The 21683-nt window shown below is 48.5% G+C and carries 15 protein-coding genes; 12 read left to right on the top strand and 3 right to left on the bottom strand.

The window, feature by feature from the left end:
* The first annotated feature begins 26 nt into the window (after positions 1 to 26).
* The 4 genes from BUB18_RS25930 to BUB18_RS25915 all read left to right on the top strand — a co-directional run bounded on the left by BUB18_RS25930 (position 27) and on the right by BUB18_RS25915 (position 5497).
* Entirely contained in the window at positions 27 to 1031 is a 1005-nt protein-coding gene (locus BUB18_RS25930; RefSeq protein WP_073086753.1) for a helix-turn-helix domain-containing protein, read from the top strand.
* A 40-nt stretch (positions 1032 to 1071) separates the two neighbouring features.
* Positions 1072 to 2130, top strand: coding sequence for a hypothetical protein (locus tag BUB18_RS25925; RefSeq protein ID WP_073086751.1), 1059 nt, complete (start codon positions 1072 to 1074; stop codon positions 2128 to 2130).
* 121 nt (positions 2131 to 2251) lie between these two features.
* The gene (locus BUB18_RS25920; RefSeq protein ID WP_073086749.1) at positions 2252 to 2974 is read left to right on the top strand and encodes an SDR family NAD(P)-dependent oxidoreductase; all 723 of its coding nucleotides are present in this window, start codon (positions 2252 to 2254) and stop codon (positions 2972 to 2974) included.
* Between the two features lie 138 nt (positions 2975 to 3112).
* Positions 3113 to 5497 carry an ABC transporter permease gene (locus BUB18_RS25915; RefSeq protein ID WP_073086747.1) on the top strand — a complete coding sequence of 795 codons (2385 nt, stop codon included), beginning with the start codon at positions 3113 to 3115 and terminating at the stop codon, positions 5495 to 5497.
* On the opposite strand, the gene BUB18_RS25910 is transcribed toward BUB18_RS25915, so the two are convergent.
* Both BUB18_RS25910 and BUB18_RS29515 read right to left on the bottom strand, forming a co-directional pair.
* Entirely contained in the window at positions 5494 to 6261 is a 768-nt protein-coding gene (locus tag BUB18_RS25910; RefSeq protein ID WP_218588105.1) for a DUF2490 domain-containing protein, read from the bottom strand. The genes BUB18_RS25915 and BUB18_RS25910 overlap by 4 nt on opposite strands.
* A 195-nt stretch (positions 6262 to 6456) precedes the next feature.
* The gene (locus BUB18_RS29515; protein WP_073086743.1) at positions 6457 to 10866 is read right to left on the bottom strand and encodes a rhamnogalacturonan lyase family protein; all 4410 of its coding nucleotides are present in this window, start codon (positions 10864 to 10866) and stop codon (positions 6457 to 6459) included.
* Positions 10867 to 11289: 423 nt separating this feature from the next.
* Between BUB18_RS29515 and BUB18_RS25900 the strand changes: the two genes are divergently transcribed.
* From BUB18_RS25900 to BUB18_RS25880, 5 genes are all read left to right on the top strand, one after another.
* A complete protein-coding gene (locus tag BUB18_RS25900; RefSeq protein WP_178372212.1) occupies positions 11290 to 11883 on the top strand; it encodes an RNA polymerase sigma factor in 594 nt (197 codons plus the stop codon).
* A gap of 211 nt (positions 11884 to 12094) precedes the next feature.
* The gene (locus BUB18_RS25895) at positions 12095 to 13225 is read left to right on the top strand and encodes a FecR family protein (RefSeq protein ID WP_073086739.1); all 1131 of its coding nucleotides are present in this window, start codon (positions 12095 to 12097) and stop codon (positions 13223 to 13225) included.
* A gap of 105 nt (positions 13226 to 13330) precedes the next feature.
* Positions 13331 to 16855, top strand: a complete 3525-nt coding sequence (locus BUB18_RS25890) for a SusC/RagA family TonB-linked outer membrane protein (protein WP_073086737.1) — start codon at positions 13331 to 13333, stop codon at positions 16853 to 16855.
* A 22-nt stretch (positions 16856 to 16877) separates the two neighbouring features.
* Complete coding sequence (locus tag BUB18_RS25885; RefSeq protein WP_073086735.1) at positions 16878 to 18344, top strand: RagB/SusD family nutrient uptake outer membrane protein; 1467 nt, start codon at positions 16878 to 16880, stop codon at positions 18342 to 18344.
* Between the two features lie 100 nt (positions 18345 to 18444).
* On the top strand, positions 18445 to 19581 hold the full coding sequence (locus tag BUB18_RS25880; RefSeq protein ID WP_073086733.1) for a TlpA family protein disulfide reductase: 1137 nt from the start codon (positions 18445 to 18447) through the stop codon (positions 19579 to 19581).
* Positions 19582 to 19728: 147 nt separating this feature from the next.
* Here the strand turns inward: BUB18_RS25880 and BUB18_RS25875 are convergent, their stop codons facing one another.
* On the bottom strand, positions 19729 to 20052 hold the full coding sequence (locus BUB18_RS25875; protein WP_143160105.1) for a hypothetical protein: 324 nt from the start codon (positions 20050 to 20052) through the stop codon (positions 19729 to 19731).
* A gap of 132 nt (positions 20053 to 20184) precedes the next feature.
* Here BUB18_RS25875 and BUB18_RS25870 point away from each other — a divergent pair, with 132 nt between their 5' ends.
* The 3 genes from BUB18_RS25870 to BUB18_RS25865 all read left to right on the top strand — a co-directional run bounded on the left by BUB18_RS25870 (position 20185) and on the right by BUB18_RS25865 (position 21628).
* The gene (locus BUB18_RS25870) at positions 20185 to 20829 is read left to right on the top strand and encodes a sigma-70 family RNA polymerase sigma factor (protein ID WP_073086729.1); all 645 of its coding nucleotides are present in this window, start codon (positions 20185 to 20187) and stop codon (positions 20827 to 20829) included.
* Positions 20830 to 21207: 378 nt separating this feature from the next.
* Positions 21208 to 21384: a hypothetical protein gene (locus BUB18_RS29750; RefSeq protein ID WP_178372211.1), complete on the top strand. Its 177-nt coding sequence runs from the start codon at positions 21208 to 21210 to the stop codon at positions 21382 to 21384.
* Positions 21385 to 21430: 46 nt separating this feature from the next.
* Positions 21431 to 21628, top strand: a complete 198-nt coding sequence (locus BUB18_RS25865; protein ID WP_073086727.1) for a hypothetical protein — start codon at positions 21431 to 21433, stop codon at positions 21626 to 21628.
* Positions 21629 to 21683 lie beyond the last annotated feature (55 nt).

Raw genomic sequence — 21683 nt, 5'->3', positions numbered from 1 at the left:
GACCTTTGCATCTCCCTATAAAAAAAATGCTATTCGCTTATCTCACCTGCGGCTGCCTTTTTTTACTCTCATTCATCCTCCTGAGTAATGCGATCAATCTGTATAAGATCGCTAACCGGTGGATGGGCCTGTTTTTTCTGTTCGCAGGATTTGCCCTGCTGTCTGCTATCGCAGAAAAATCAACTCTTCATCTGCAATATCCGCTGTTAATTCCTGCAATGGAAATAACCCGTTTTGCCATGGCGCCGGTTTTATATTTATCAGTATTGTATTATACCCGTCCGGATGTGAAGGCCGATTGGAAATTCATACTTCACTTTATCCCTGCTATACTTTTTATCGGAGTGCTGGCCGGCCTGAGTCATTATCTGCCGCCTGGAGCCGGACTGGTAGTGGTACTAAGTTTAAAAGCACAGCTGGCCGGCTACTGGATAGCAGGTCTGCTATTGATACGAAAAAGTCAGTTCCGCCACTCCTGGCTGCTGTTTCTTATGCTTGCCGTAGGAATAATGATAGCTGTTTACCTGCTGGCATCTTTTGTAAAATGGGATTCATCCTGGCATTTCAACAGTTTTCTTTATCTCCTGTGTGCAAATGCAGCTACCTACTATGTAATAAAACAGCGACATATTCAGCATAACATTGCTACCCCCCGCCTAAATACCGTAGCACTCAACCGTTACAAGGCACAATTGGAAAAAGTAATGAGAGAGGACGAACCGTATACGGATTCGGATCTTAACCTTTCTGGTTTAGCAATGCAGATGAATATCAGCGTACATGAACTTTCCTACCTGCTGAATACTGGATTGGAGAAAAACTTTTACCAGTACATTAATGAATTCAGGGTAGAAAAAGCCAAGGAATTATTGCAGTCAGAAAAGCATCAACACATTAATATACTGGCCATTGGTTTTGAAGCAGGCTTCAATTCAAAAACCGCTTTCAATACTTCTTTCAAAAAGTTGACGGGGAAAACACCGGTGGAATTTCGGAAAACAGTGGTGCGTTTGGATACAGAAGGGCGGTAGGACTATTGCCCATGGCTAATATTGCTGTAAAAGCAATATTATGAAAAAATTGAAATTTGGACCCATTGTTATCGCTTCCACTATTGCCGGAATGCTGGCTATGTTTGTAGTTTTCAGAATGCTCGCCAGGTATACAGGAGGACGGCTGCCACAGGTAGTGATTTGGTCGTTCTCGTTTTTAATGTTACCGGCTTGCCTGTTGACTGGGTGCATTGGTTATTTCAAATCACCGGAAAAAACAAAGGCTTTTTTTAACACCGTGATCATCTATCTGCTGGCATTCGACCTTTACTCCTTCGGTTGGCAGAAAATCTGTGGCTTGCAGATGGTAGTGGTTCGTGGTATGTTGGATATGCCATTTAATAGCCTGGATGGTGAAACACTTACCTGGGCTTATTTCCGGCGCTCTTATCCCTTTACAGTGGCAATAGCAATCGCACAGATCAGTGGTAGCCTGCTGCTATTGTTCAGACGTACCAGGCTGTTAGGGGTAATAGTGATCATTCCGATACTACTCAATATTATCCTGATTGACATCTTCTATCAGTTACATACCTGGGTATTGATACATGCCCTGGTATTGATGACAGGCGTAATTTACCTGCTGATGCAGTACCTGCCGCGATTGACCGATTTCTTCCTTCGTACACCTGACTCCCTGCCGGTAATAAAAGGAAAGCGCTGGCAATGGCCACTAGGGACGCTGGTGGTTATACTGCCATTGTTTTTATTAGCTACTTATCAGTACCCTGATAAGCATCCCTGGCTCTCCGGCAAATACCGGGTAAAACAGTTATTGGTAAATGGTTCCCCTGTTGCACCAAAAAAACAGGCGGACAGTGTGCTGACCACCGTGTACATGGATTTGCAGGACGAATTTGTGTTGGAATTCAACCATTACAACAGCAGATATATCGGCACCTACAAGCTGGATGAAAAAGATGGTCGTATCAGCGTGACCTGGCGATACCCTGCCGGTTTTAAAAGCCGGTTCGATGGTATCCTGCAGCAACAAGACCATAAAAATATGCAGTTTAGCGGCAGGCTGGGTAATGATAGTTTGCACATGCAACTGGTATATGTGCCAGAGCCGAAATAAGCGCAGATTCCCGGGTACTCTTGATTACCCGGGACTTTTTCAATTATCGGCCGTCTGAAAATTAGGGAGTAGCACCATTAATTAGTGCGGCTTTTGCTATATTGGTACCTAATTAATCCCTATGTCCAAAATCGTTCTTGTACTCGGTGCCAATTCCGACGTAGCCAAAGAAGCCATACTGCTATACCTGCACAAAGGCTACCAGGTAGTAGCCGCTTCCCGCAGTACGGCTGATATCGAAGCTTTTATGGCAGCCCGTAAAGCCCCTGCCGGCCTGCTCATCATTACCTACTTTGATGCTACTGCATTCGACAGTCACCCGCAATTTTATGCGTCGCTGCCGGCTAAGCCACATATTGTAGTGTATGCCGCCGGCTTCCAGGTAACCAATGAGCAGGCACTGGTGGACTGGGAGGGAAGCTACCGTATGATGCAGGTGCATTACGCCGGTGCGGTGTCCATCCTCAATCTGATAATAACCGACTGCAGCAATAATCACCTGGAACGGATTATCGGACTCTCGTCCCTCTCCGGGGTGCGTGGCCGCAAAAGTAATTTCGTATATGGCAGCACTAAAGCCGCGTTTACACAATACCTGGCAGGGCTCAGGCAATACCTGTTTGCCAGGAAAATAACCGTGAACGTGATCGTAGCCGGATATATCCGCAGTAAAATGACCGCCGGACTCGACCTGCCCGAGTCCCTGCTGATGGAGCCCGCCTTCATTGCCAGGTCCATCGTTGATGCCGGCAGTGGTTTCACGATTGTACCCGGATTTAAATGGAAACTGATCCACCAAGTACTTAAATATCTCCCTGAAAAATTAGCTGCCCGGTTACCCTAATGTTCAATACTGGACAATAACCTAACGGGAATGGACATATTATATTTAGTTAGTATTTCTAAATAGATAATTTGTATTAATTTGCAATAAGGCATTTTCTTTGGCAGTAGTAGAACTAATTAAACATCCCCGTTTACTATGCTGAAAAACTACTTCAAGATTGCATGGCGGAACCTGTGGAAGCACCGGTTGTTTTCCCTGATCAACATCATTGGATTAGGCCTCGCCATGGCCATGTGCCTGTTGATCATTATTCAATTGCAGGGTAGTTTTGAGAGAGATGCATTTCATCCATTTCCTGACCGCACCTATCGTATTACCACCGACGTAACGGCAGCCGACGGCAAAACAATTTCCCTGGCCAGCACCCCGCAACCCCTGGCCCAAAAGCTGGAACAGGAACAGAGCAGCGTGGAAGGGGTAGCCCAGGTAATACGAGGCTTTGGCGGCACCTTCTCCAACCGGGTTAAATCCCTGGGAGTCTGGGGGCATTATGTAAGCCCGGGTTATTTTAAGTTGTTTAACTTCCCGCTTGAAAAAGGACAACCTGCTACTGCGCCTTATACGGTAGTACTCTCGCATGAAACAGCCGCTAAATTCTTTGGAGATACGGACCCCATTGGTAAAACACTGGAACAGAAAGACCTTGGCACCTTCACGATCACAGGTGTATTTGCCCCACTGGGGCAACACGTATCGCACCTGGATGCGGACATCGTAGTTTCCATGGCTACCTACCCCATGCTGCATCCTGGCGAAGCCAGCGATAACTGGTTAAACTATAACGCCTATACGTACGTACTCCTGCATAAAGGAACTACACCTGAACAGCTGAACGGTATGCTCGCGCAAGTTCGCGCTGATAACCGGAAACAGGTTGATTTTACCGGTGTGAAAGATCACCAGTTTCACTACCAGCGCATCGGCAGTATTTCCCCCGACTTCAGCGGGTTGCAAAACAACCCTGGCGTAGAACCATGGTTCAAAATCCTGATCAACGGGATCATGGTGCTGATCATCATCTCCCTGGCGATTTTTAACTACATAAACCTGACGCTTACCCGCTCCCTCAGCAGGGCGAGAGAAGTGGGGGTGCGCAAGGTAGCCGGTGCTGCCCGCTGGCAGCTGGTATTGCAGTTCCTGATAGAAAGTGTGCTTATTGCTATGTTTGCCCTCGTGATAGGGATGGTGGGCTTGTACGCCATGAAATCGTTTATTCATGCCCGTTGGTTGATTTGGGAAGTGCAGCGGCCAGGGATACTCTGGTGCTCCTTCCTGGGCTTTACGCTCCTCACCGGCCTGGTGGCTGGTGCAGCTCCTGCGCGTATATTGTCCGCCGCCAAACCGGTGGCCATTCTCAAAGGTGCACTGGGGCCTGCGGGCTTTGGAAAGATAGGCCTCCGCAAAGCACTGATCGTAGTTCAGTTTGTAGTGTCACTGGTATTTATGGTGTCCACCGCCATCATGTACACGCAGTTCCGCTATATGGCTACGGACAATAAAAACTTCAATCGTAAAGACATATTGAATATCCCAATAGGGGAATCGGGCAACTACCGGCTGCTGGCAAATGAAATCGCGAAGCTGTCAGGCGTAAACAGCATCGGCGCTACCAGTGCGCCCTTAAATGAATCCGCCGGCCGTGCCACCATCACCCGCGATGCCCGCGCCAAAGCAGGCATCGAGCCGCTGCAGACCTTTACCTACTCGGTAGATGCGGCGTTTATCCGCAACATGAAACTGACCTTCGCCGCAGGTAATAATCTCCCTGAAAGTAAAATGGATACCAGCAAAGGTAGGTTTGTAGTGCTGAACGAAAAAGCGGTGCAGTCGCTCGGCTTCACTGACCCGCAGGCCAGCATAGGGCAAACCATACTGCTGGACAGCGTGGAAATGATGATTGCCGGCGTAGTAAAGAACTTCAACTTCATGCGCTATGAAATGCCGGTTACCCCGCTGGTACTGCGGTACGACCCCGCCGCATTCACCACGCTGTCACTGCTGGTACAAAAAGGCACCCACCAGGAAGCCCTTACTGCCTCCATTCAATCCACCTGGAAACGACTGTTCCCCTACGAACCTTTTCTGTATAACTGGTATGAGCAACAACTCTATGAGGATTACATGGAAAATGAAGACCTGAAGTTGTTTGGCATCATCATCCTGATTGTATTTGTAATCGCTTCCTTAGGCATGCTGGGCGTGGTAACCCACAGCACGGAAAAGCGCGCAAAAGAAGTGGTGATCCGCAAAGTTATGGGCGCAGGCATTATACAGGTTATGCGCCTGCTATCCTGGAGTTTTGTGAAGCTCATGATCATAGCGGCCGCGATAGGCCTGCCTTTGGGTGCATTATTAGGGGCCCTGTTTCTGCATGTATTTACTTATCATGCTACTCCCGGCATCAGCATCTATCTGGTATGCCTGGGCAGCCTCGCCTGCGTAGGAGCATTAACGATAGGGATACAGGTATATCGGATTGCCCTGCTGAACCCCGCACTGGCATTGCGACAGGAAGGTTAGTCTGCACCGCCGCTCACGTTATCAAACGTCTCTCTTTCCTTCGGCTTGATGGTATACTTCAGTGCAAGTGTAGGCCCGTAGTACACATCAAACTGGTTGCCGTTGGTGCGTAGCTGCATTTGCGCAATAATACCGGTTAAAAAGTGAAGATTTTTAGTAATCCCTGCACTGTAATAAACGGACATGCGGAAAATATCGAAATTATTAGGCGCATAGTCATCGGATGCAAACTTGAGCATCAGCTCTGCATAATAGGAAATGTTGGCATCCTGGAAGATCGGATGGGGGCGCTCCTGCCGCAAAAAGTGGTTCACACCGAAGCGTGCCCGGAGCCTGGGTACTGTTTGATGCACCCCGTTTCTGTCGTCGAAGAACTTGGTTTCAAAGCGCAGTTGTTGAAACATGGTACCCTTGGGGAGCTTTTGCGCAATGGAACCCATGAAAATCACCCTTTGCTCCAGCGTTTCATAATTGCCCGCTTCCTTTACTTCGTATTTATGATTGGTTTCGTACCCTGCCCATAACTTCAGGTTTTTGAATCCGGAATACATCAGCCAGGGTCTGAATACAAACCGCTGTCCGTAGGCAAACGGATTTTTGTCGATATAGGACCCCTGCGTCACAAACTGCACATCGGCCTGTCCGGAAATATGCCATTTGGAGTAGATGGGAAAAGCAACGTCTATTTCCGAAATGGAGGCGGGTATAAAGCCCATGGTATTGGGCGGAGGTGCCGCCTGGGCCCATAGTTCGCTGTGAGCCATTAACCCGAGTGATACTAACAGAACAGCTTTACATCTTTTTATCATGAGTTTTCCATTGTGATAGATTATCTTTTCTCCAAAGCATTGCACAACAATGGAAAACAAATGTCAGGCAAAATTGTTCCGGGAGGTTTGCCGGGTAAAATACAAAGGGCGATTTTCTAGTCGCCCTTTGTTGATGTTAAAACCTACGCTTTATTGAACAATTACGATGGAAGTCTTTGCATATAAACCCAGCGTCACCGTTACCAGGTATATGCCGCTGCTGGCATTTTTCAGCTGTACGTTTTGCTGGAATACCTCCCCCTGCTTGGTGCCGCTGAGGTATTGCACTATCAGCCCGCTCTGGTTACGCACCGTAATCGTAACCGGCCCTTCCACGGCACTGCTGAGGCGCACTTTAAAGTTGCCATTGGTAGGATTCGGGAAGATGGTAAGCAGGTCGTCCGCGCTATGGCCACCGCCATTACCATTGGTATAACGGGCCGCCGCACTTTCCGGTGAACGGTTGCCGGCAGCATCCACCGCTACTACCGTAAACGTATATACGTTGTCACCTGCCGGTGCATCGGTAGTGAAGGAAGTAGCTGTTACCGGCGTTGTGGTGAGCAGCTCCCCATCTCTGTAAACAAAATAACCTGCCACGCCAATATCATCTGTGCCAGGCAGCCATACCAGCTTCACGTGGTGCGCCGTAGCTTTAAAGGCCGTCAGCGCCGCCGGCTGTTCAGGACTCACCATATCCTTCACTGTTAGTACCTGGGTTTTTGCCTGCGCAGCCCTGTAAAGGTTATCACCCGGCTGTGCCGCCGTGAGGGCAGCACTTCCGAGCCCGTTGATATGCACCTGCCCATTTAAAATCGTGGCTATGCTGTGATCATTACTGGTGTACACCACTTCCAGCCCTGAGCTGGTAGTAGCACCCGGGGTAAAGTCACTGCTGCCATAGGCTTTATCAGGTATCGGGGAGAAGGTAATGGCCTGTTCGGCACGAATTCGCGTATAGGCGGTAACGTTAATGGTGGTAGTAAGCAGGTCATTTCCGGTAGCATCGGTAATGCCGGGTGTTTCTTTTACCTGCAACTTTATATGGCCTTCGCCCTGAAGGTTGCCGATCGTAACGTTATACACGGCAGGAGATATCGCCGTTACAGCCGTAATGTTCCCGGTAATACTGGTATCACCCGCCACGGCAAAGGCAGCCGGTGTTACGCCCGTTACCCCTTCGGTAAATACTACCTGGTAGCTCACACTGGTAGCATTGGTAGAATCAGCGTTCTGCCTGCTGATACTGCTAACGGCAGGTGCTATGATATCCGTTACGGCAATGTTGGGCTGCGGTGGTGTCTCCATATCATACCCCAGGTAAAACGAAGGGTAGGGTGGCTGATTATAGCCTGAGTTTTGCCAGGCCACCGCCGTACGGTATTGCGGATCATGCATCAGGGTAAATATGCGATGCTCCGTAGGAATATTGGTGGTAAACAGCACCAGCGCGGTATTGTCGGACCTGCGAAGGATAATTTCCTCGCGCCAGTCGCCAAACAGGTCAGCGGTGAGGCAGGGATTTTTCTTGGTATCGTTGTTGCCAGTCACCGGTGCCGCCTGGTAAATAGTGAACAGGCGGGTCATCGCATTCACCGGCGACGGGCGCCACTTATCCAGCACATTGCCATCCAGCAGCTCACGTGCCAAATCACCATCCCACCAAACGGCATGGTTATACGAAGGACGGTTGGTGGAAATCAACTCGCCCTTTAAACTGTAAACGCCGCTGCCGGAAGAGCCCCATATTTCGTAGCCCTTGTAGGCGGAGTCGATATCCGCCGCCAGGGCGCGACCCACATCACCGCTGGTAGTTACGCCAAACAGGGTTTCGCCGGTTTGGGCATCGTTTAAACGCAGACCCATAGGGGCGTAGTCACCCGGACTCTCCAGGCATTGCCATATTTCCAGTCCCGGATGATCAGGGTCCATATCCGTCATATGCAGGGCATCGCCGTGGCCATTGCGGTTGCTCCACAGGCGGGTGCCGTCGTCGTCAATGGCAGAAGAGCCGTTGATCACTTCATCTTTTCCATCTCCATCCACATCACCGATGGTCATCTGGTGATTGCCCATACCGCTGTAAGCTTCATTAGCCGGGTTGTTCGGGTCTTTACTGTCAAATTTCCAGCGCAGCGTAAGCTGGCCATTGCGCCAGTCGTACGCAGCACGTACGAGTTTATTATAATAGCCACGACCTACAATCAGGCTGGGCCTTAGGCCGTCGAGGTAGGCGATGGCATTTACGTATCGCTCAGCGCGGTTGCCATAGTTATCTCCCCAATCGGCATAGGCGCCTCTTGGGGGCTCGTAGTTTACGGTAGCCATGGCTTTACCGGTGAGGCCGTTGAACACGGTGAGGAACTCCGGCCCCTGGTCGGCCCAGCCGCCACTGTTGCGGTAGTCCACTATCGGATCGCCAATCACGGCGCCGGTACCATCGATGGTGCCATCAGCGGTTTTACAGGCCATTTCTGCCTTGCCGTCCCCGTCAAGGTCGTACACCATAAATTGTGTAAAATGTGGTCCTGCATTGATATTTTTTCCGAGGTTAATACGCCAGAGCAGCGTGCCGTCCAGCTTGTAGCAATCGATGAGCTGATCACCGGAATAGCCGCCGGAGTTATGATTGAGTTTAGTAGGGTCCCACTTCAGGAATATTTCATAGATCCCATCGCCGTTCACATCGCCCACGGAGCAATCGTTGGCGGTGTACGTATAGGCTACCCCGTCAGGTGTGGTGCCTCCTGGTGGTATCTGTAACGGAATTTGCAACTGGTTGGTAGCCCATACATCCACGGGAGCTGTAGGCGCACCTTCGGCGCCGTTGAGCACTGGTCGCACGGTGTACTGATGATCGGTGGCTGTGCTGTCCACAAAGTTGGTAGAAGTGGTGATAGGTACCGCATTTACTTTTATACTATCACGGTACAGGTTAAACGCAATGGCTTGGGGATCGGTGCCCAGGAGCCGCCAGCCAACATATACCGTACTGGCATTGCGGCGCACCGCTACCACCGCCCTGGTAAGGAACTCCATTTGCTTAGGCCCTGTTACCACCGCATCCGGCGTGGAAAGGGTGCTCAACCGGATATTATTACCATAGCTGGTGCCGCCGGCATTGATAGCGTAGGCGCGCACGTAATAGGCGGTAGCCGGCGTGAGGTTACTGAGTGTAACCGTGTAAGCGCCGGTATCTGCCGTGGCTGCCGCCACTTTGTTGCCAGCGGTGGTAGGATTAATGGTAAGTCCGTACACCAGCCCGCGCTCCACAATAGCGGAGCCACCATCATCACTGATATGGCCGCCACCCACGGCAGACGTAGGGGTAACGTTACTCAGCATCGCAGTGCTCATCATCACAGGGTCCGGCGGAGGAATGTAGCCCCGTACCACAGGCGTAACCACACTGCTGCTATTTGTTTTCGTATAGGCGATGGCGGGTCGGGCGGTATCGCTGCCAATAGCGATGGAGAGGTTGCCCACCGGCTGGTCGATGCCGGTGGCCACTGCGGGGTCTTTCAACTCCCGCCATACAGTGGTACCCACATATTGCTTAAACACGCGCGCGGCAGAAACGGAGCTGCTGCTTACCGCATCAATAAAGGAGCAGTAGAGGTTACCGCTTTGGTCCCGCAACATACTGATGCCCGGGGCATCGCGGCCTGACAGTGATGTAGCCGTTCCCCAGGAGCCGCTAGTTTTATTATACGTGATCACCGTAGCGCGGTTGGAGTTACCGGTATTAAAATAGGCGATGGCGAGGTTGTTTGTCGACTGCACCACCATGCTGGTATGCCGAATGCCGGAGAGGGTGGAGGTTGCGGCCACCCAGCTGTTACCATTGAAGTTGTACAGCGCCATACTGCCGGTGGTAGCGGTGTTGCTGCTGAGGTTACAAAACACCAGCCAGGGCATATCGTTTTCATCCAGCACCAGGCTGAGTGCAACAGCTTTGGCAGCGGCGTTTACGGAGGCGCCACCTACGGTGACCCAGCTGCTGCCATCAAACATTTTTACGAAAGGTACCAGGTTGCCATTATCCCCAAAGGCAATATAGGGCGTATGGTTGGAGTCGAACGCCAGGGTACTGCGGGGCGTGGAGCTGTATTGCGATACGCTGTTGGTAACCGAACCTGCTGATACATACAGGTTGGCACTGTTGCCTGCCAGCGGCTCCCATGTATTGGTGGCGGTGTTATATGTTTTTACGGCCAGCCTGTTGCCGGCAGCAGCATCCACATAGGTTACATACAATACGCCGGTTTGATCTGCGTATAGTCGTGTATAGGTAGTGCTGGCGCTGGTTACATTACCACCCACCTGTACCCAGGTACTGTCGGCCTGCATTTTTTTTACTTTGGCAATGCCTCCTTCTGTGAATACCACATAGGGTACATCTGTTGAATCCCCGCTCACAAGGGCAATATTTGTATAGGCGGATGCCAGGGAGGCTACCGCCTGCTCATTGCCGAGGATCTTCCATTGCTGGGCATGCGAGCCGTTGGCAAAAAACAGTAGCAGTACCATAGGTAGCAGTAATTGTAGCATTTTTTTCATGTGGAATCGTTGATTTTGGTTACGGGTATATTAGGTTTGGTGAGAAAAAGCACAAGCGTGTTGTGCGGACAAACGTGTAGTTGTCCGGGCACATTATGTCCATATGTGAAATTCAACACGGCGGCCTCCGATGGGTGTGGGATAAGCTATTGCCCGTAGCTGCAAAGTAGTTTTGAGAGGAGGGGTGCCGGGCGTCGTCTACAGCCTGTCCTGCACCATATTATTGAAAATACAGAAGGCGTATGAATTCATAACGTACATGGAATTTAAGATTTGCCGATGCCTCGTGGTAAACTATCGTCTACAGGAAATTACAATTTCCGGATGGGTTGATTGTCCTGTACCATCCTGCCTGTATCCAAAATCAACTTGCAGGATTTATTTATTTTTTTATAGTTTGCGAAAAATAATCAGACCAAAATTTTGCCGGCTATTCAACCATACGAAGAGAAAGAACTGCTACAGCGGATCGCAGCAGGTGACGAGCAGGCATTTGCAGTCATATTCGATCACTATTACCCATTACTTTACACCTACATAAACAGGATCACGAGGGTACACGCAGAAACAGAAAGTATCCTGCAGGATGTATTTCTGAAGATCTGGCAGGGCAGGGAAGCACTGGAATTTGTAGACCGTTTCAGCAACTACCTCTGGGTGATGGCGCGCCATCACGCCTTGAATGCAATCCGTAATTTGTCGAGACGGCAAGCCATACTCAGCACTTTACCAACGGATGCTATTACCACCGGTGATGATGAACAGCGTATCTGGCAGCTCTCCCTCATCGACGAAGCTATTCGCCAGCTACCGGAACATTGCCGCAAGGTATGGACCATGAACCGCATCGATAAAATGAAACAGGCTGAAATTGCCCGGGAAATGGGTATTTCGCTTCCTACTGTAAAAAAATATATGCAACAGGCGGTGAGCCTGATCACACAGCATGTGAAAAATCAATCCTCACTCGGATTGGCCATTATGATAATACTTACCCTGTTTTCAAAAGAAAAGTAAAATACCCGTATACTTTTTCCCCACACCACGTGTCTTAAGGATGTAGTGGTATCCTTCAAATGAATATACCCTATAAAAAAACACTTGAAAGCATATACTTTTTAAGTGTACCAGGTGTCTTAATAAATAACGGCAGGTTTGCATTTTTTATTTAGGGAGATGCCAACGCTACTGGTATTGAATCTTTGTGTGCTTGCAATAATGATAGTAAATGGAAAGAATATCAGAATTATTCCACCGGTACTTTGAAGGCCTGGCTTCGGCAGCTGAAGAACAGGAGCTCATGCGCCTGGTGGAACAAACAGGAAATAAGGACCTGGAAATGATAATGAAACAGGAGTGGGATGCACTGAGTGGCCCCGATGCCAACATACCGGATGGAACAGCGCTGCTCCAACGCATCCTGGATAAACCGGCACCACGTAATCGCGTTTTCCAGCTGCGCCAATGGGCAGCCGCAGCTGCTGTGCTTTTACTGTTCAGCATCGGTGGTTACTACCTGTGCCATCAGCGCCAGCCAGCACCAGCCCTGGCAGCCAATAACATCTTACCAGGTTATAATAAAGCCATGCTTACGCTGGAAGATGGCCGGGTGGTAAATCTCGACAGTACCGGGTCGCAGGTAATCCGTCAGGGATCCTATACAATAATGCAGCAAAATGGACAGCTGAACTATAACGGCCATTCCTCCACTGAAAAAATAGCATTTAACACGCTCAGAACGCCACGCGGCGGACAATATCGTGTAACCCTGCCCGATGGTACCGCCGTATGGTTGAACGCCGCCAGTTCCATCAGGTATCCTACTGCTTTTGCCGGTAAGGATCGCCTGGTGGAAATAACCGGGGAGGCATATTTCGAAGTAGCCGCCAATGCAGATAAACCTTTCATCGTAAGTGTAAACAACGGGGTGAGCATCCGCGTGTTAGGTACCCATTTTAATGTGAGCGCCTACGTGGACGAAGGTATGACCAAAACCACCTTGTTACAGGGGGCTGTAGCCGTTGGTACTGCCAACATCCGGCCGGTGATACTCCAACCGGGCCAGCAGGCACAGGTAATGACCACTACCATGAAAGTTGAAAATAACGTCAATACCGACCAGGTCATCGCCTGGAAAAACGGGCAGTTCGATTTCAGTCATGCCGATATTAAAACCGTCATGAGCCAGCTCTCCAGGTGGTATGATGTAGACGTGAAATATGAAGGTGAAATGCCTACGCAGCTATTCAGAGGGAAACTCTCAAAAGACCTCCGCCTGTCGGAAGTATTGGAGATACTCCAGGATGTAAATGTGAAGTTTAAACTCGACAACAGAACGATTACCGTTTATGGGAAATAGTGTATCCAACCAGTAATCAGTAACCAACTATATACCGTGTGTAAGGACTATACCTTTTTATAGTCCTGTGCAGACTTATGTTTAATCATCAAATCAACCAAAAGTATGTTAAAACGTGTAGGTATTAATCGGCCCGGAAGCTCCTGGCTGAGCCACCACAGCAAAGCAATGAGTGTATGGAGGATGGTCCTTGTATGTATGTTTACCTTCCTTATCAATGGGTATGCCACTGCTAAAGCCCAGGGTAAGGTGTCAGTATCCGTACAGGCAGGATCGTTAGCCAGTGTGTTATCCACTGTGGAAAAACAAACCGGCTACTCGTTCTTTTTTGATGAGAAAATACTGGCATCTGCCAAACCTGTAAACGTAAATGCTAAAGAGATGGAGCTGGATAAATTTCTGGAACTACTCTTTAAGGACCAGCCATTTCGTTTCAGTGTCAGGAACCGCGTCATTACTATCTCCCCTAAAAACCAGGCTACGCTTGCAACGGATACTCCGGAGCAAGCTGCTGCCACCACCGTTTCCGGGAAGGTGATTAATGGAACCGGCCAACCTGTAATAGGGGCTACCATCCGCTTGAAACCTTCCGGCATGGGCACTTCTACCAATGAGCGGGGCGTGTTTGTGATCAACAATGTACCATCTGGCACCTATACCATCGAAATTTCCTGCATCGGATTTACCCATACCTCAGAAAAAATTGCCGTAAACAGCCAGCCGGTAGAGCTACTGTTTACCATGAAAGAAAGAGTAATTGAGCAAAAGGAAGTGGTGATAGCTACAGGTTATACCAGTAAAAAAACAGGAGAGATGACCGGCGCCGTGCAGAGGATTTCAGGGGATGACCTACGTACCGGTATTACTTCCTCCGATCCCGCTTCCCTGTTGAAGGGAAGGGTAGCCGGTGTATATATTTCAGAACAAAACGCGGCCGATCCCACCAGCAGCGGTGGCCAGCTGTTTGTACGCGGCCAGAGCAGTATCGCCGGTGTAGGCCTGGACCAGGTAAATGAATTTGTAATCCCCACCTTGTCGTACGGCCCCCTGTTGGTATTAGACGGCGTGATTATGCCTAACCAGAATTTGAAAGACCTGGTAACACCGCAGGAAATACAGGAAATCACCATCCTGAAAGATGCTGCCGCCACAGCTATATACGGTTCCCGCGCTGCTGCAGGCGTAATGGTGGTGACCACCAAAAAAGGCCGTACAGAGAATACACGTATCAGTGCTGATATTAAACATGGTGTCAACATTCCCAATACAGGCAACATGCATTTTATGTCAGGCCAGGAACTATATGACCTGCAACAAAAATTCTATACGGAGAACTATGCACAAAATAACGCCAGTCTCTCGCCAATATTTCCGACTTTACCGGAGTACCTCACCTATATGCTGCCTACACAGGAAGCGGTGGCTAACTCCTACGACTGGACCAAATACGCGTTCAGAACCAGTCATACCACAGACGTAAATATTTCGGCCAGTGGTGGAAATGATAAAACAAAATTCTATATCGGCGCATCCTACTATAAGGAAGATGCCACCAGCGTATTGAATAGTCTTACCCGGAAAACGTTTCGACTTAACCTCGACACCCGGCTTACCGACCGGCTGTCCACCAGTATGTCCATCAACGGGATTTTGAACAACGGTTACAGAGATATGAATAGTGTAGCAGGCGCCGTTCAAACCTTTATTCCATGGTCAAATCCTTACAATAGTGCCGGCGCACTCACGCCTGCACTGCAATATAAAATGGGTGGCAATCAGCAGGTAAAAGGCAACCCCCTGTATGATAACCAGTTTAATTACTATAATCTGCAATCTCAACTGTTCTTCGGCTCCATCAAACTGGATTACCGGATTACGGACTGGCTCAGCATCTCCAGCACTAATTCGGGCAACCTGAATTACAATAAAAATGTGCAGTATATAGATGTGAGAACCTACGATGGAGGAACTTCCATTTTCGCGCCACAGGGTTACCTGGGCACCACTACCGGCAACCTGATGTCGTACCTCACCTCCAACCAGCTGAGCTTCAATAAGCGTGCAGGCGAGCACTCCATCAGGGCGCTGGCGGCACTGGAATTCGGACAAACTACCAATGAAAATATGTTGGTAAATGTAAACCATGTGAGAGCAGGGTACCCGGTCATCTCCCTGGCCCGTGAAATGGGTGGGCCGGCTGACCTTTCGTTCTTTGGTATTCCTTCTACCAAGGTAGGCAATCTCGAAGGAGGAAAAGATGTAAGGGCCGTGTATTCTGTATTCGGAGAAGCAGGCTATACGTACAAAAGCCGCTATAGTCTCAGTGGTAGTATACGTACCGATGCTTCCAGCAGCTTTGGCAGCAACAACAGGTATGGTACTTTCTATTCCGGTGGTGCCGCCTGGAATATCAGCAGTGAGCCTTTCTTGGAACAGATGAAGTGGTTGAGCATGTTAAAGCTGCGGGCTAACTATGGTACCAGTGGGTCGCAACTGGGGGATAATTTCCTGACACGCACCCTGTACGATCCGCGTGAAGTATACAGCGGCAGCGGTGCAGCTACGATTACTGTGCTGGGTAATCCGGACCTGCGCTGGGAAATCACCAAAACCTTCAGCACCGGTGTGGACATGGACCTGTGGAACAGGTTTTCTGCCAACATAGATTTTTACCGCCGCCGTTCCCAGGACCTGATTCAGAAGGTAACACTGCCGCCTATGGCCGGTTTTCCTACCCAATGGCAAAACGCAGCAGTCGTACAAAATACAGGCGTGGAGGTAGTATTGAATTCGCAGAACATCATGCGTAAGAATTTTACCTGGAGCACCGCCTTCAACTTTAGCTGGAATAAGAATCAGATTGTAAGCGTAGCAAACGACTCACTCAGGCAGGGTTATTATGATCAAAACAGTTTTTATTTGTATAAGGGAGATGATATTAATACGCTGAAAGCTGTAAAGTACGCCGGTGTAGACCCTCAAACAGGCAAACCACTGTTCGAAAAATTACTCTTCGACGCAAAGGGACAAAAGACAGGGGTGGAATACGTGAACACCCTGGCGGAAGTAGGCGCAGACCGCGACAGCAGGCAGTTTCAAACAGTGGGTTCCTTTCAGCCACGGTTCTACGGTGGACTCACCAATACCTTCAGCTATAATAATATTTCTCTCAGTGTGCTGATTACTTATGCCATTAAGTATACGATGACCAATAATTACGCAGCAGCCGGGCAGATGGCGAATATCGGGCGGTTTAACCAGCTGAAATATACCAAAGCGCAGATACCATGGACCACCCCTGGGCAAACAAATGCCACAGAGCCATCACTATATTACCAGGGTACCACTACTTATTTCGGCTCCGATAAATATATGCACGATGCCAGCAACGCTTCGCTCCGTAATATCCGTTTAAGTTATGAGCTGCCTAAGGCTTTTATTGATCGCTTAAAACTGGCTAACTGCACGGTATATGCAAGTGCCGACAACCTATATACGCTTTATTCCAAAAAAATAATTGCTTCCAGTCCGGAAGGCCCGGCTGTAGGAGAGGCCCAGGATTTCGGCAACTCGGGTGGAGTGCTTGGTATCCCGCGCAGATTTATGATCGGTGCCCAATTATCTTTTTGATCCACTACAAAATAGTATAGTCATGAAAAAAAATATTAGTGTGCTGTTGTGCGCAGCTGCGTTGCTAGGGGCATGTAATAAAAAAATAGATGAGATCAGACCGCTGGTTAAAATAGACCAGGAAGGGGAGTTGTCGTCCGCAGCGGGTATCGTGGAAGCCACCGTGGGTAATTATTCCCTGCTCCGTGGTACGTCTACTTCCAGCTACGATGAACCACTTGCCAACATCTCCGAGAGCAGAGGCAACAATGTTACTTTGCGGACCTTTGGACCGGTATTGAAAACAACGGATGCATTTGCGTATCAAAATAGTCCAGGCGCGCAGTTGGGCTTCAGTAATGAATTTTACCGGGGCGCCTACCAGATTATTGTGGGTGTGAATGCCACCCTGGAAGGTATTGCCACTTTCAAAAAAACATCCTTTTCTTCTTCTACAGAAGCGGATAAAAATAAAGTATTGTATGCAGAAGGTGAGAACCACTTCCTTCGCGCCTGCACTTACTTCAACCTGATCCGCGTGTATGGCAAGCCATATTACCAGGATGCTGCTAATAGTCCTGGTGTGGGAATAAAAACAAGCAGCTCACTCACGGATATGCCAGCACCGGCATCTGTAAAAGCAGTATATGACTATATTATTAGTGAGCTGCAACTGGCTGCACAACAAATGAAAACTCCGGTAACCAAAACCAACAGTTTTGCCAGCACTGCGGCAGCCTGGGCTTTGCTCTCAAGAGTTTACCTGTATATGGGCGGGAGCCTGGCACAGCCGAATGCTTCGTTCAACGATTCTGTGATTACCTATGTGGATAGTACCCTGAATTATTCTGGAGGTAAGTACGCCCTGATTCAGGGGGCCGATTATCAAAAGCTGTTCGCTGATGATGAAACAGGAACGCTGGGCCGCGCCATGTTTGCCAGCAACAAGGAGATCATTTTTGCATTTGATAACGCTACCGGCACTACGCGCCTTGGCTTATTGTATAATTACGATGCACAATACGATGGGGGTGGAACGTTTCTGCCAGGAGAAGAATTCCTGCATCTGCTGCAGGATGGAGACATCCGTAAAACTTTCCTGCGGATAAACCCTGCCAACGGCCGTAAGGAAACCACTAAGCTGCTGGTGCTGTATGCACAGCTCCTGACCCATGCACCCAATATATACCTCCGAGTAGGGGAGCAATATTTAAATAGAGCGGAAGCTTATGCTAAGCTGGGTAATTATGCGGCTGCCAGGGCTGATTTACAATTGATCCACACTAGGGCGGGGCTACCGGCAACAGACCTGAATGCTATCACAGACAAGGAATTATTGCCCGCCATCCTGAAGGAAAGGCGCCTGGAGCTGGCTTTTGAAGGCCATGCCGGCTACGATTTTTTCCGGAATGGTTTGCCTATGATCCGGCTGGCAGCTGATAATAACGGCCAACAGCTGGTAATACAGCCGGATGATCCTAAAGTCGTATTTCCAATTCCTACAAACTAACAACCTGACATTCCCTGGTTTAGGTGCGCTGAGCGATCAGTCGCAGGGGGCATGCTATGCCTGTAAAAATTTAATTCTCCATAAATAAATACCAACAAATATGAATTTCAGAGCAAAAACTATCATGATCGTGAGTGTGTTGCTAACCCTGATTTTACAGGTGGGCAGCATTTCCAAGGGGTTCAGTCAGGAAAAGCCTTCTCTTTCCATTGGCGACAAAGCACCGGCTTTTAAGTATGGCAGCTGGTTAAAAGGTACACCTATTAAAAACTATGAAAAAGGCCGGCTGTATATTTTCGAGTTCTGGGCTACCTGGTGTGCTCCCTGCATCGGTTCCATGCCGCATCTTTCCGAGTTCGCAAAGCAGCACAAGCAGGATGTAACTGTGACGGCGGTAAACATCTGGGAAAAAACAGGAGATAAACCTTATGAAAGCTCCTGGCCTAAAGTAGCCAAATTCGTGAAAGGTATGGGTGATAAAATGGCTTTTAATGTGGTAACTGATTCCAAAGATGAGCAAATGGGCAATCGCTGGATGAAGGCCGCCGGTCAGAGCGGCATCCCTTGTTCTTTCATGATAAAAGACGGTATTATTATGTGGATCGGCCATCCAATAGAAATTGATTCCGTAGTAGGACTGGTGATGAGCCCTGATTATGATGTGCAGGCTGCCCGTGAAAAATTCCAGCACAAGGAAGCCGCCGCCGATTCTGCCATGGCGCCTTTTATGGCTGTGATGCAGTCCTGGGATAAGGCGATAAAAGCAAACCAGTTTGAACAGGCGCTTGAAGTGATTAATGACGCGATGGGTAAGGATACCATGATGGACAAAAGTCTGGGTTTTTTTAAGTTCCAAACCATGATCGAGCATTTTAATGAAGACAGCGCCATGGCTTTTGCACGGGAGTGGCAGAAAGGCAAACCTGGATACATTGGATCCACTGCTGCCGTTATCGCTCAAAAGAAAGGGTTGAAAAGGGAAACCTACCTTTTTGCCATGGACCTGATTAAAGAAAAACTGGCTAACCCAAATGAACCGGCTAACATTTACCTCCAGCTGACTGCCGATCTGTACGCCAATATGGACGATTATAAAAATGCGGTAATTTACCAGCAACAGGCCGTGGACGCAGGCAAGCAATACCTGAAGGAAGGTAAGTTCACTGGTTTTATTTTGGAGGATACGGTGAAAGAAATGGAAACCAAACTGGCAGAGTTTAAAAAACATCTGAAATAAATTACAACATCTCTCCCGGATGTTCGATATAACCGGAGGTACACTTTCCTGTTGTGCCTCCGGTTTACAAAAAAGGCGACCTTAAAGTCGCCTGTAATTTAGTGCATGGAGGTGCACCTCAGGGGTATTTCAATATACTGGATGTGATTAGCTCGCTTTTTTTCTCCTGTTTTCCTCCGTATACTTCACAAACATAATGAACTGCACAAATTCCAGGAACTGGTAATCCTCTTTCAGCCCTTCCAGTGTCAACCCTTCCTGCCTGGTAGTCTGAGAAATCTGACCCCATTCGAAAGAGAGGAGTTTGTCCTGCAGGCCGTTGGTAAGGGATTCCAACATTGCGGGGAAGGCAGCAAAAGGCTGCATCATAATATGCTGACCCTTAGGAGTCTGCTTTAATTCCTGTACGCGCTGGTGTGTTAACGCAGGTAAGGGTACGCCTGATTGTTTGAATTGCTCTACGGTCATCATTGGGCTCAAATGTGCTTTTAGGTGGTTTCGGTCACATGTATATATTGATTAGAGGACGGGTTTTAAAAAAGGTTACAAAAATGTTGGCTTTTTTTTTATAACTTTTTTCCTTTAAACCTAATATCCTACTGAATGACGATTATTCAACCAATTGACACGTTTACAGACAATGAGCTTATTGCCAGAGTGCTGGCCGGCGAAAAGCGATTATATGAGCAACTGATGCGCCGCCACAATACAAGCCTGTTCCGGCTTGGCATGTCGTTTCTTAACAACGATATGGATGTGGAAGATGTAATGCAACTCACCTACATCAACGCATATCAGCACCTGGACCAATTCCGGCAGGATGCCGCATTTGGCACGTGGCTAAAAAGAATTCTAATAAATGAGTGCCACCAGCATCTCAAACGAATGAAAAAAACAGCCAGCGAAGACCTGGCCCTACACCAGGATATTCCCAAAACCAGGGAAACACCGGTGGATGCAATGATGAATAAGGAACTGGGCAAAGTGCTGGAAAACGCGCTGCTGAGTATTCCCGAAAAATACCGGGCGGTATTCGTGCTACGGGAAATCGACCAGCTCAATGTGGCCGAAACCTCCAAAGCCCTGGATATTTCAAAGGTTAATGTGAAAGTTCGCCAGATCAGGGCCAAGCTGATGCTGCGGGAACATATCTCCAAATTTTATCAAAACGATGTGGTATTTCCATTCCACCTTATCCGGTGCGACAGGATCGTTTACGCGGTACTTGATAAGTTGGAGATTAAATAGCCATTACTCAAAAGAAATATGTTACCAACAAAGGGGAGACCGCAGATTTTCCCTATGTTGTTTCTGGTCCACCAATGGCGGACCAGAAACAATCTTCAGCTGCTTACCTCCCTGGCAGCTCCCATGTTTACGACAAGCAATACAAGTCTTAGCTGCTTACCTGCTTTGCTGCTTTGCGAGCAAAAAAGACAAATACCCTCCTCTGGGGAGGTCATAAAATCCTGACCTGCTTTAACTTACACGGACACTGCCACTTGCCCGCCACAAATATTCCCCCAAATCCTGCGAATATAAACCCGTACCCCTCAAATATATATTCCCCATTCTCCCACTTAGTCCTGACTCCTAATTTTAGGTCGTTAATAAAAATTATATCTCATGAAAAAGTTAGAAAAACTGGTTACCAAAAAGGTAACATCCCCGGAAACCGTAAAAGGTGGTTTAATGGCACTGCAACCTGAATTCTCTTTCGATGATCAGCAGGTAACAACCGAAAACTATCCTTCCTGGAATGGTCAGCATTGGGTAACTGACGTACGCAAAGACCCTAAATAATCACCTGTAACAAACAAATTTCAAAACCATTTTAAAATTGAAAACTATGAAAAGCAAAAAAAGTCTCGCAAAACTGAATGCGAAAAAAGTTGAATCCCTGGACGCTATTAAAGGTGGTCTGATGCAGCTTTCCAATGATTTATCAGCCGACCTCGGCGAATCAGCGGCAGGTACTACTGTTCATACCCCTACCCACTACGAAGGTCCGGATGTTTACATTTGCGACCACAAAAAGGATAAATAATAACACCTCCTTCCGTCATATTTTTTATGACTCTTATTACAGCACTGCCGGCGTC

The organism is Chitinophaga jiangningensis (assembly GCF_900142605.1).
In the GTDB taxonomy this organism is placed as follows: Bacteria; Bacteroidota; Bacteroidia; order Chitinophagales; family Chitinophagaceae; genus Chitinophaga; species Chitinophaga jiangningensis.
This window is presented reverse-complemented; position numbering and strand designations above follow the sequence as displayed.